At 32.4% G+C, this 12,544-nt stretch carries 11 protein-coding genes; 8 read left to right on the top strand and 3 right to left on the bottom strand.

Annotated elements, in window-relative coordinates; translation table 11 throughout:
• Positions 1-644: 644 nt before the first annotated feature.
• A complete protein-coding gene (locus PVA17_RS22880) occupies positions 645-2,159 on the bottom strand; it encodes a P-loop ATPase, Sll1717 family (protein ID WP_274069085.1) in 1,515 nt (504 codons plus the stop codon).
• A gap of 121 nt (positions 2,160-2,280) precedes the next feature.
• Between PVA17_RS22880 and PVA17_RS22875 the strand changes: the two genes are divergently transcribed.
• The 7 genes from PVA17_RS22875 to PVA17_RS22845 all read left to right on the top strand — a co-directional run bounded on the left by PVA17_RS22875 (position 2,281) and on the right by PVA17_RS22845 (position 9,654).
• Positions 2,281-2,925 (top strand): hypothetical protein, encoded by a 645-nt coding sequence (locus PVA17_RS22875; protein ID WP_274069084.1) that lies wholly within the window; start codon positions 2,281-2,283, stop codon positions 2,923-2,925.
• A gap of 114 nt (positions 2,926-3,039) precedes the next feature.
• A complete protein-coding gene (locus PVA17_RS22870) occupies positions 3,040-3,327 on the top strand; it encodes a hypothetical protein (protein ID WP_274069083.1) in 288 nt (95 codons plus the stop codon).
• Between the two features lie 682 nt (positions 3,328-4,009).
• A complete protein-coding gene (locus tag PVA17_RS22865) occupies positions 4,010-4,477 on the top strand; it encodes a hypothetical protein (protein ID WP_274069082.1) in 468 nt (155 codons plus the stop codon).
• The gene (locus PVA17_RS22860; RefSeq protein WP_337993630.1) at positions 4,441-6,324 is read left to right on the top strand and encodes an AAA family ATPase; all 1,884 of its coding nucleotides are present in this window, start codon (positions 4,441-4,443) and stop codon (positions 6,322-6,324) included. Before PVA17_RS22865 ends, PVA17_RS22860 begins: the two co-directional genes overlap by 37 nt.
• A 359-nt stretch (positions 6,325-6,683) precedes the next feature.
• On the top strand, positions 6,684-7,634 hold the full coding sequence (locus PVA17_RS22855) for a DUF4822 domain-containing protein (protein ID WP_132362715.1): 951 nt from the start codon (positions 6,684-6,686) through the stop codon (positions 7,632-7,634).
• A gap of 179 nt (positions 7,635-7,813) precedes the next feature.
• Positions 7,814-8,527, top strand: a complete 714-nt coding sequence (locus PVA17_RS22850; protein ID WP_132362717.1) for an N-acetylmuramoyl-L-alanine amidase — start codon at positions 7,814-7,816, stop codon at positions 8,525-8,527.
• A 71-nt stretch (positions 8,528-8,598) separates the two neighbouring features.
• A complete protein-coding gene (locus PVA17_RS22845) occupies positions 8,599-9,654 on the top strand; it encodes a P-loop NTPase (RefSeq protein WP_132362719.1) in 1,056 nt (351 codons plus the stop codon).
• 54 nt (positions 9,655-9,708) lie between these two features.
• Here PVA17_RS22845 and gerD read toward each other — a convergent pair whose 3' ends face one another.
• Positions 9,709-10,317, bottom strand: coding sequence for a spore germination lipoprotein GerD (gerD, locus tag PVA17_RS22840; RefSeq protein ID WP_274069081.1), 609 nt, complete (start codon positions 10,315-10,317; stop codon positions 9,709-9,711).
• 153 nt (positions 10,318-10,470) lie between these two features.
• Between gerD and PVA17_RS22835 the strand changes: the two genes are divergently transcribed.
• Positions 10,471-11,148 carry a KinB-signaling pathway activation protein gene (locus PVA17_RS22835; RefSeq protein ID WP_132362723.1) on the top strand — a complete coding sequence of 226 codons (678 nt, stop codon included), beginning with the start codon at positions 10,471-10,473 and terminating at the stop codon, positions 11,146-11,148.
• Positions 11,149-11,188: 40 nt separating this feature from the next.
• Here the strand turns inward: PVA17_RS22835 and PVA17_RS22830 are convergent, their stop codons facing one another.
• Positions 11,189-11,845, bottom strand: coding sequence for a hypothetical protein (locus PVA17_RS22830; protein WP_274069080.1), 657 nt, complete (start codon positions 11,843-11,845; stop codon positions 11,189-11,191).
• Positions 11,846-12,544: the final 699 nt, after the last annotated feature.

Here is a 12,544-nt window from a genome sequence, read left to right as displayed (position 1 = left end):
GTAAGCGCAAATGACGCTAAGAGACATGGGAGGGTACGTCGTCATAAGTATCGCAGAGATCCATTGTGCATCACATAGTGGATTAAAAAGCTAATGATTTCCATTAGTTTTAGCGAAGCGTACACTCAGATTGTAAATTATAACTATAAATTAAAAATACTGTTTATAAATCAAGTGGAAAAATATTTTATCTTCATCACGAAGTGGTGGAAACCGTTGATACATCAATGTTTATAGAGGGAGGTTAGTTCAATAAGGTGTTTGTTATATCATTTAACAATGGAAATAGATGGACGAAGAAAAAGAAAGTAATACAGTTTAATATTAGTTTCGGTGAACCTTATCACAAGTGATGGTAAAGCAAAAAAGTGAGTTAATTTTGGAAGGCCCTATTCTCTATAAACTAATAAAATCATAATAATTCATAAAGTTTCAATTGAATAGTAGAAGGGTAAGTTCTATAATAAAGAAACAATGAAATTGACATTTTTATTTTGTAGTGTTAATATCTAAATGTTGATACATTAGTGTATAATACCTGTAAATTACAGCATACTATATATAGGGACATATGAGCCCGGTACAAATTATGGACGTATGAGCCATGACAGAAAAAGCACCCATTTGATGGGTGCTTTTTCCTTTTAAGAAAAGTATTTTTTTAGTCCATAGTGAATAACAAAAGTTTGAGAGAAATTAGGATTTTTAGGGGAATCATCTCTATATCCCCACGAGTAGTGGTATCTAGGTTCTCCTTTTTGATTTTTACCATGCATCCATGAGTTTCCAATTACACCTAATCTAAATAATTGTTTTATTACATCCTTTAGATTTTTAATATTTGGGTAATCAGATTTGTGGGTTTCATAATATTGCTCTATTTGTTGGTATTTCATATATGGTTTCTTTAAATTATTTATTAACGTCAGGCCATCTATAATTTCATTTTTATTAGGACGAATACTAATTTCATTCATTAATTCTTGATAAAACCAATTAGAATAATCTTGAGCATAATCCTTAAAGTGTTGTGGATCAAAGAATTTCTCGTTAGGATTATTATCAATAATTAGTTGAAGGTATCTAATGATATCTCTAGGTCTACCAAAACTATAATCTAATAAATGAAAAATAATCTCTTTTCCATAGATTTTTTTGGGGAATAATTTTTTATAAAGTGCTTCATTACTTAGTCCAGAATATTCATTAACAGACTGACGTACTTTATGAAGAATTAAATCCATTAAAGCGTGTTCATAAGGCTCAGTGAAGCGCTTCTCAAGCCAATATAACTTTGTTTCCCCTAGAGTAACAACTTTATTTGAGTTACTAGAATGGGCATGTATTTCCGTTAAAATATCGCTTCTTAGTAAAACTATAATTTTGGACTTTTTTTTGTTAATCTTTTGAAATTTCATGTTTAAATCATTAGTGGTTTCAAGCATAGATTTAATTAATTTAAAATATGAAGTATCCTCAATTAATTCTTCATCTAATTCATCCAAGTCATCAAAAATAAAGAAAACCTCATGCTTTTTTTTCAAACACTCAAAGACTAATTCTTCTAATTTCACGATATTTTCATAGTACTGTTTATGCCCGTAATTTTCACTTTTGGAATAACTATCTTCTGCTTCACCGTTTATCTGAGCGGAGGTGTTTTTATATTGAGATTTTACGATAGATTTTGTCCCTCGACTTTGACTAAAATCAATTAATTTGAAAACATCATCAGGATACTTAGTATTTAGAAATTTTTTAAGTTTTGTTTCTATTAAAAATGGATTCTTAAATTTTAGACTCTTTCCAGAGGTTAAACTTTTCGCAATTTGCAAAAGAAAAAACCATTTCCAAAATAATGTAAGTTCATCTTGTTTTAAACTTCTATAATCTAGGTCAATAAGTTTTTGAAGTTTAAAATCATTTTTAGTGAAAATTTTAGTGATAATCTTTTTTTGAGTACTTAAATCCTTGATTATATAGTTTGCAAGTATAGTCTTTCCTGTGCCTTTTCTTCCAGAGATGATAAATTTATCAGGGCGCATGATTTCTTGATACTTGCTATTTTTAGTATAAAAAAGTCTATCGAAGTTTTCATCGGAAGATTCCTTCTCCCCATCTATACTACCGAGGTTAATTTTATTTAAATCTATATTCAATGATAAGCCTCCTGTTAGTAAAAAGTTGTTTAGTAATTATAATATATAAATGGAATGTACGTTCCTATAACATTTCACTAATGATATTATACAATAAATGAATGTAAGAGGGAGGAAATCAATGTTATTAGAACCAATATTTCAAAAGCGCTTGGTGAATATGGTTGTATTCTCTTGGGAAATCTTTTCTAGAAAAGTAGGTTCAGGTCTAATAAAAGTTAATAAAGAGGCCTCAATGCAGTTGAAGTATGCGTACATTCTTCAAGAAATGATTCCATTGACCATTTTTGATGAACGAGAAAAAATTGAAATTGAATTAGAAACAACACGTTCAGTAAATGGAAAGACAAGGGAAATAGACATTTTAATTATTGGAACAGACAGCACCGCACTAACTTATACAATTGCAATTGAATTAAAATGTTATAAATATCTTGCAGCGTCAGGAAATCCTAGAGGTGCTCATGATGTTTTTATGAAAGATGTTTATTATGATTTGTATTTATTAGAGCAATATCAGCAAAATAACTGTGCTGATGAGTGTATTAGTTTAGTAATGACTGACTATAAAACCTCAGTTTCACCGATCAATAAAACAGCAAAATGTTGGGACTATGATATTTCTCAAAATGCTCAAATTATGGCCAGTACAAATTTCACAACAGCAATAGGTGGTAAATCACAAAACTTTACCCTCAATAAAAATTATAGTTTTAGTTGGAATAGATTCGGATCATATTGGTTTACGTCATTACAAGGGTATTAAAATTTATTTCTGCCCCTAAAAAATCCGTATAAAATTCAGTACCAACTTTTACTTGTAGATGAAATAGATACGCTAATAGTCCTAATTTCAAACTACTTAAGGAGTTAAACTCTTATGATTATAAAAATTGACTTTGGTGAAGATTATATTCAATACATTTCTTGTTCAACAAAAGTAGGTAGGAAGATAAACAGTATTCAGAAGGACTTTCTAAATTGGATTTTTGACGAGGAAAAGAATACAGAATATTGGGCATTAGAAAATGGAGAAAAAATTCACCCAAATTACGATGCTAATGCAATTATTGACTGGCTAAACAATGTAAGATTTAAAAAAGGAATTGCAAAAGCAAAATTAATCACCAGTCCTCAATTTAAAGTGAGAAAGAAATTATATTATTAAATTGGTTCTTTAATAAAACGATAAGATTGTGAAGAAATGCACTTAAAGTAACGGGTACTTGAGTTAAATATTCGATTTACGAAATATCAGACGAAAAACAGAGTTGATTCTACACATTTTGTAGAGTAACTCTGTTTTTATGTTTTAACAGCAACAATCTTTTAGAAAACAGCCTTTTTCTTTTTGTTACTTTCCTCATGTATTTTGAAAGAAAAATTACATAGTTTTGCAATTGTGATTACACAATGTTGCAACTTGACATGGAGCCTCTGAGGGCATGAGTAATAAGCCAAGAAGCCAGCTATATGAAGGGCTGGCTTTGCCTAACGAGGCTATCATGCCCTCCACTCCATGTAAAGTTGCAACGCCATATCAGGTTGCAATACTCTGAACTTTTATTTTGCCATACACAGTAAAAGTGCAGAATAATTACAGATTATGTATACAAATGAAGTTATAGTAAAAAAGGTAGGAATAAGGTGTGTAGTTATATATAATTGGGTTGGAATAACTATAAAACTGTGTATATATTAAATATGGAGCAATCCAAATTGGAACACTCAAAGGTCAACACAATCCAATTAATTTCGATACGATGTGATGATGCAACTAAATAAAATCTTACTGTTCACGCAGATAGGTTACTCTTTATAACACTTTTGAGCAGGGAGATGAATTGCTAATGACAATTAAACTAGATTTATCCAAACAAGAATATGAGGTTTTCAACATCGAGAATAACTCAACTTTAGAGTTAAAAAATAAAAATTTTATATTTGGAAAAAATGGTGCGGGAAAGTCTACACTTTCTAAAATGATATTAAGTCAATCAGTTAATGAGTATGATGTACATCTTTTTACAGGATTTAATAATATTGTTGAGGATAAAAAATTGAATGCTATAGTGTTAGGGGAAGAAAATATAAATGCAAAAAAAATATTGGACCCTATCGAGAGAAAACTATTTGAGCTTAGAGCTGATAAGGAAATTCTTGAAAGTGAATTTAAATCCTTAGATTGGAAAGATAGCTATAAAGATGAGGGGCTTGAAAAGCACTCCTTATACATACGTAAAGAAGAGGCTTTAATTGCTTATAATAACCAAAAAATGAAATTGATAGATTTTATAGGGAAAAGGCAAAAGAACTGAAAGAATACAAGAATCCTCAAATTACTAAAACGAGTTATGATAAAAATGACTTTTTAAATGATATATCAGCTTGTAAAGTCTTAGATGAGATTGAAATAAATGAATATGAAAATATCCTGAATGAAATATCTAAAAGTAAAATATCGGAACATTATCAATTTAATAGCGTGGATTTCACAGGACTAATTAATAATGTGAACGAAATATTAGAGCATAAAGTTCAAGAAGTAACTTTTATAAACGAGTTGAAAGATGATCCAGCTCGAAAGGGGTTTGCTCAACAAGGTTTAAAAATCCATAAAGCAGGAGAAAATTGTTCGTTTTGTGGTAATGAGATTAAAGAAGAAAGAATAAAAGAATTAGAATCATTTATATCAGTATCGGCAATTCAAGAAGTTGAGAATAAGATAAACAATCAAATTGAAACAATTGATAGACTAATGAAACAAGTTAACGGAATAGAAAAAATAAAAAAGGATCATTTTTACAGTGCCTTTCACGAAGAGATAGAAAAAATTAATACCGATATTAAACTTATAAAGTATGAATATAATAACTTATTTGATGCGCTAAAGGATAGTTTAAATGAAAAGGCAAAAGGAGTTTTCAGAACTATTAAGAAAGTGGATTTGGGAATCCCGACAGGATTCTCAAGTATTGAAAAAAATGTTAATGATATAATAACTGCACACGATGATTGGGTTGAAAATATAGAGAGTAAACAAAAAAACGCTATGGAAAAATTAAGATTACATTATGTAGGCTTAAAGTTAAGAGAAGAAGAGGAATATAAAAGAAATTGGCGTGGATATCAGATAGAACAGCATGAATTAACAAAATTAAAAGAACGTTTAACGAATAGTGAAAAAGATATCCGTGATACCAAAATAAAACTCCAGGGTTCAAATGAAAACCCGAAAGAAAATACAATTGCTTATTTAAAAAATGAGATAGAAAAGGCTGATAGAGAAAAGGATGAAATATTAAAGAGTACTAAAAGTACTTATAAATTTGTAGAAATCATAAATGCTAAATTAAAGAAATCTGGTAAAACAAATTTAGAATTGACGTTAGAAAAAGATGAGAATGGTATCGAACATTATCAAATTAAAGATAAAGAAAGTGTTCGTTCTATTGATAAATTGTCTACAGGAGAAAAAAACATAATTGGTTTTTTATATTTCCTTGAAAGTTTGAGTGATGTTGAAAAACAAAGTGATAAGAATAAAGTAATAGTATTTGATGACCCGATGAATTCGAATGACGACACTATGCAGTATATGATAATAACAGAAATACAAAAATTATATACCGATAAATATCGTAATAAATTTAATTCTCAAAAAGATATCTTTGTATGTTTAACACATAATGCTCATTTTTATTTAAACGTTCAACCACAAGGGAACTTTAAAGAGCCAAAAATTATAGATGGAAAAAAAGTAGAGATATCAAAGTATGATAAAAATTATTTTTACAGATTAGAGAATGGAGAAGTTAAACGTATTACTTCTCAAAGAGAAGATTTCAATACACATTATGAACTTTTATGGATTGAATTGCAGTCTCTTTATTCAAACAATTTATTAAATTCAATGCTTAACTCGATGAGGAGGATAATTGAAACTTACACTAAGTTTAATAAAATAAATCCAGTTGATTTTTACAAGGATAAAGAAGAACATAAGAAACTTTTTGATGTTAATTCTCATTCAATTGACGATCATTCGATGGAAACTATAGGTAAGGATAAGGACAGTTTAATAGCAATGTTTAAAGAATTGTTTGAATCGAATAATGCAATAGGTCATTTTAATACGTATTGGAAAGAAATTGTATTCAACTAACATTCATCATTTTGGTTCAAATTGGTTCAAGTAATTTCATTTTCAATGCCCTTTGATACATTTTTATCCATTCATGCTTTTATGGGTTATTGATATAGATGGTTTTCAAATGGATTAGGTACCCATAAAATTTTCAAAGACAGTTCTCAAAACGTTAATATCGTTGTTATATCAACGTTTACAAGCCCTTTCTCGAATTTCGAGAGGGGGTTTTTTTATGTTTTGATACTCTTCAAGTTCAAGCGTTTCAAAATATCTTGTGGCACTGTTGTTGTATAAATAGCAATTGGATGTGTAATTTATATAGAAATGGCAGATACTATTTTCAAGTTGGTAATTCTGAAAATGGAGGTCAATATATGAAAAAGCTATTAATATTATCAATTGCGGTACTGGCGCTTCTTGGTGCATGTGGTAGTAAGACTGATGTAAAAAAAACTGAAGAAGTAAGAACAGGAAATAATGCAGATCAAAGACAGGTAGAAATAACAGACGGTCAAGCAAATGCTGAAATTCTTAGTAGTTCAGATTGGCAAGCCACAAAAGTTTACGATAAAAATAATAAAGACTTAACTGCGGAAAATCCAAATTTAATGGGCCTAGCGAAATATGACGTTAATTCAGGACGCTATGAATTCTTCGATCCGAATACAGCTGGAAGCATCGACGATAAAGGGATTTTCTTTATTACGAATGATGGAAAGCGTAGAATATTGATCTCAGAAACGAAAAATTATCAAGAAATTGTGGATATTACTAAGCTAACAAATTCAATGTTTACTTATAAACGAATGGGAAAAGATGCAAATGGTAGCGATGTAGAGGTATTTGTTGAACATGTTCCTTATAAGGAAAAACACTTAACATTCACAGCACCAGATAAAAAATTAAATAATTCTACAGGCACTATTGTACAGGACGTAGATGGAGATAAAATTTTAGCTAGTACGCTTTGGCAAGGAACAGTCGTATTAGATGCAAGTAAAAATGATGTAACACAATATAATACAAATTTTATTAGCATTGCGAAATACGATGCTAATACGAATAAATATGAATTTTTCAATCCTGAAACAGGTAAAAGTCGTGGTGACTATGGATACTTTAATGTGATCGATGGAAATAAATTAAGAGCTCATGTTTCAATTGGTGAAAATAAATATGGGGCTGTTCTCGAAATTACTGAACTAAATAATAAGAAATTCACATATATCAGAACTGGTAAAGATAAAGACGGTAAGGATATAACAGTATTTGTTGAGCATGAACCTTATGCAGGTAAGTATAAACCAGAATTTACACTAAAATAAAAATTAACGGCTTTAGTCCATGTATTATTAATGGAGTAATGCCGTTTTAGCATTACTAATAAAGTATCTTCCATCACAAGTTCAAACTCTCAACTTCAATACTTGAGAGTTTTTTTTACTTTCTGGCATAGTTCATTCACTAACTTCGTACACTATTTGTAAAAGGGTGGTGGATATGGGTGAAGCGCTGGCTTGCACTAGGAGTAATTATGCTAATGAGTATAGTGGTCGTGGCATATGAAACGAATGCTTCGAACCGTAACTTCTTCTTACCGGACCCACTTGGTGGCATAAAAATTGTCATTGACGCGGGACATGGAGGTCAGGATGGAGGTGCCTCAAAGGGCGAAGTAATTGAAAAGGATATTACACTTGCAATTGCGCAGCATGTGGAGAAGCAATTAAAGAAAAAAGGCGCAACAGTCGTAATGACACGGACAAAAGATGGCGATGTTATTGATGAGCACGCGTCATCAGAAAAGTTTGGAACATTGAGAGAACGAAAAAAGCAGGACATCTTTTTAAGAAAAGACATAGTAGCAAAAGAAAAACCGGATCTTTTTATTACAATTCATGCAAATGCCATTCCTGAAACAAAATGGCGTGGAGCACAGGTATTCTATCATAAAGAAGGACATGCTGAAAGTGAATTATTAGCAAAGAGCATTCAAGATTCCATTCGCACTAATTTGAAAAATACAGATCGAGAAGCGATGTCTATACAACAAATATATTTACTGAAAAAAGCTGAGGTACCTGCTGCACTAGTAGAAACAGGATTTATAAGTAATGATGAGGAACGTGCACTATTAACTGATAAGAAATACCAAGAAAAAATGGGAGATGCTATTGTTGAAGGTATAGAAGAGTATTTATTAGCTAAAATTGAATAGAGCAACAACACAACGTAAATTAAATCATTATGATATACTAACATTGAGATAATATAAGGGGAGTGTTCGTCGTGATAACTGAACAACAAGTACGAGAAATACTAGGACAACTACAAGATCCATTTTTACATAAATCATTTGCAGAAACAGACGGTATTACAAACGTAGCAATTAAAGAAGAGAAGAATCATGTCAGTGTAAAAGTTGCGATTGCTAAAACTAATACACCTGAACAATTACAGCTACAAATGAAAATTGTTGAAGCTCTAAAAGAAGCAGGTGCAGGTACAGTTGGTATTCGTTTCGAAGAGCTGTCAGCAGAAAAACTACAGAGCTTCCGTGGCGTAGCAACTGAGGCTGAGGCACAAGATATTTTATCTCCACTTAGCACAGTCCAAGTTATTTCAATTGCCTCTGGTAAAGGCGGTGTAGGAAAATCTACAGTTTCAGTTAACTTAGCTGTTGCATTAGCTCGTTTAGGTAAAAAGGTTGGCTTAATTGATGCTGATATTTATGGATTCAGTGTGCCTGATATGATGGGTGTTACAGATATGCCTAAAGTGGTAGACAATCGAATTTTCCCTGTTGATCGTTTAGGTGTGAAAATGATTTCAATGGGCTTCTTTGTTGAAAATAACGCACCGATTGTATGGCGTGGGCCAATGTTAGGGAAGGTGTTAGATCAGTTCTTCCGTGATGTAGAATGGGGTGAACTAGACTATCTACTATTGGACTTACCACCAGGTACAGGTGACGTTGCATTAGATATTCACCAAATGCTTCCTTCTTCAAAAGAAATTGTCGTAACAACACCGCATCCAACTGCAGCGTTCGTTGCTGCTCGTGCAGGTGCAATGGCTTTACAAACAGATCATGAAATTTTAGGTGTTATTGAAAACATGGCATGGTATGAATCGAAATCAGGTGACCGTGAATTCGTATTCGGTCAAGGTGGAGGTCCTAAATTAGCAGAAGAACTACGTACAGAGCTACTTGGTCAAATTCCACTTGGTCAGCCTGACTGGTCAGAAGAAGATTTTGCACCTTCTGTTTATGCTGAAAAACACACAACAGGACAAATTTATTTAGACATCGCGACGAACATCATTAATAAATTAAATAAATAATGAAAACGGATTTCCTCGAACAATGGAGGAAATCCGTTTTTCATATATGAGTGGTTACTCAGAGCCTTTTTGCTCATTACCGCCACCACCACCACCGCCACCAGCCTCTTTTTTACCGCCGCTAGCTTTACCTGTCTCGCCACCGCTCTTCTTAATAAGCTCCTGCCATTTCGTTTGCATAAGCGGACTTTCAATCGTTTCCTTGACGACTTCCTCCATTTGTTTTCTCATATTGGAGGATTTTAAAATAGTCTCTAACTGCTTTTGCATATCTGGCTGGCCAAAGAAAGCTTCCATATCTTTTTGGAAAGAAGGATCTTTTATTAATTCCTTCATAATATCCTGTTGCTGCTTTTGCATGCTTTTAGCGACAGTTTCTTTAAATTTTGGATCTTCAAATGTTTTCTTCCAAAAGTCTTCTGCTTCTTTGGAAAGCAAGGTAGCTTCGGTAGCTTTTTTCACTTCATCATGCTCCAAAACCAATAATTCACGGAAACTTGGTTCCTCTAAAAGCTTTCGCAACGCCTTTTTACCATCCTCTGTTTGTAAAGAGTCGATCATTATTTTTTTTATTTCATCATAGGACATGGTAGAGGCTTTATCTGGTGAAGAACAGGCAGAAAGAAAAAGCATTAGGATTAGCAGTAAGAAGAATTTTCGCATCAATCGTCAGTCCTTTCTATAAATAGACTCTTTCAATTATTGTTCACATTTATGATGACTTTATGTATTGGTTACGATGAGAAATAGCTTTTTTAACAATGCATTGTTAAAATAAGTACAGATATACATTGAGAAATTGGGGGACTTTTAGTTGTGACGATACGAAATTGGGCAAAGTTTTTCTTCTTTGCGATGCTTGTTGGTGGCGCAGTTAACGGAGTATGCAGTTTATTTTTTCGCTGGGACTTCTTCCAGCCATATATTGCAAACGGTCAATGGGGAGAGTTTTTGGCCGGGCTTTTATGGATGGTTTTCTTAGGATTTACGATGAGTGTTATTGCACAGGCAGGCTTTTTTGCTTATTTAACGCTCCATCAAGTAGGGGTAAATATTTTTAGAACACTTACATTATGGAATTGGATACAGCTATTATTAATTGCTATTACTATTTTTGATATTATATTCTTCCGCTTTATACCAGATGTAAAAGAAGGTCAAAGTTGGGTATTCTATAGTTGTTTGTTAATTTCTTTAATATTCAGTGCTATAGCAACGGCTATTCAAAAAGTAAAATTAACAGGAAAAAAACATGTTTTCATTTCAGCATTATTTTTTATGATTGTTATTACTACATTAGAATGGACAATTGCATTAATGGGTCGCGATGAAAATATTAACGAATATGTTGCACTTTTACTATTCCCACTACTCGCTGTAAATGCTTATCAATTATTAGTATTACCAAAATATAATGCAAAATCCGAAGAAGATCGTCAAAAATTAGAAGCGCGCCGTAAAGCACGTCGTCGTGAACAAGCTAAAAATGCATAATAAAAAGAAGTTGCCTCTATTTTTGGAGGCATCTTCTTTTTTATGGTGATTTTTTAGTTTGAACTTTATAGCCGAATATATTTTCCTCAATCGACATAAATTTATTTTGTTGTAGAAATGTATTCAGCTCTTTCAACGAGATGTTATTATTTTGGTGTAAAGACATAAAAACAAAATCTCCCTTTTGTAATTTAGGTGTTTTTTCTCCTTTCCAGATGAGAGAGGGAGAAAGTATATTCATCTGCTGTTGAAATAAGTTGTTTTGCAAATCCTGCGAATACTGATGATTTCGTGTTGCAAACCAAAGTGGTGTTTTTTGAAAATGCTTTTCGTAAATTTTAATATCTTTTTGAACGACGGCAAGATCAATTGGCTTATCTACTGAATCCTCAGGTCCTAATAATCCTGTAGGTAGTTTTCGCTCTTGAATGATTTTTAGGTGCTCAGGTGAACGTTCAATCCATGCAGCATCTAACAATAGAAGCGGATAAGGTTCTTTTACAGTTTTAAGCCAGTCCAACAGGGTGTCATCAGAGAAAGAAATTTCGACAATAAGTGATGTGCCATAATGTCCTTTTGTTACAACTGCTGGAGCATCAGCAATGTTGAATACAGAAATCATAGTAGAATTTATCGGCTTTATAAAAATAAATAGTATTACGATTAAAAACAGTGAAATCAACGTTTTACGAACCATCTTAACGACCTCGTTTCTATATTTTTAACTTCTTTCAGCAAATGTTTTCGTAGCGAAAGTGAAACGTCAGCTACAAATGTTTTCGTAGCGAAAGTGAAACGTCAGCTACAAATGTTTCCTGGGCGGTGAGATGAATGCGGGTCTAAGCTACTTTCAAGAGGATGTTCAAACATCTGTACTTGTCGCTACGCTTTTGGTACAAAAGACATCCGCTGAAATAGAGGAACTATAGCTAAAAACTTCACATCCTGTGAAAACGTCTAAAAAACATCTTGTTGACCCAAAGCTTTGTCACGTCGCATCCATGCGATAACGGCTAACTGACCTGCATCGATGCTGCTGACGCTACGTTAGCACTGCGCGTTCGCACAAAAAACATTTGCAGACCTAAGCATAAAGCCTATTCCGGACGCAATTAGCCGAGGCATAATTGATATGAAAAAATAAGTTCCTAAAAAAACTTATGATATAGTGTTGACTTTCATGAATAATCGATGTTATTATGTATAAGTCGCCAAGAGGTGACGCAGTAACTGAAAAAATGAACCTTGAAAACTGAACAAGCAAAACGTAATCAATAAAGTTTTTAGTAACTAACCATGAGTTAGTGAACGAAACAAAATTTTGGACATCAAACATGATGCCAGCAAAACAATTTGAGCTAATCAAATTTCTTTTTATGGAGAGTTTGATCCTGGC

Origin of the sequence: Lysinibacillus sp. CNPSo 3705, assembly GCF_028674935.1 — a bacterium.
Lineage (GTDB): Bacteria > Bacillota > Bacilli > Bacillales_A > Planococcaceae > Lysinibacillus.
Note: the sequence above shows the minus strand (reverse complement) of the source record. Positions and strands in the feature narration are given on the sequence as shown.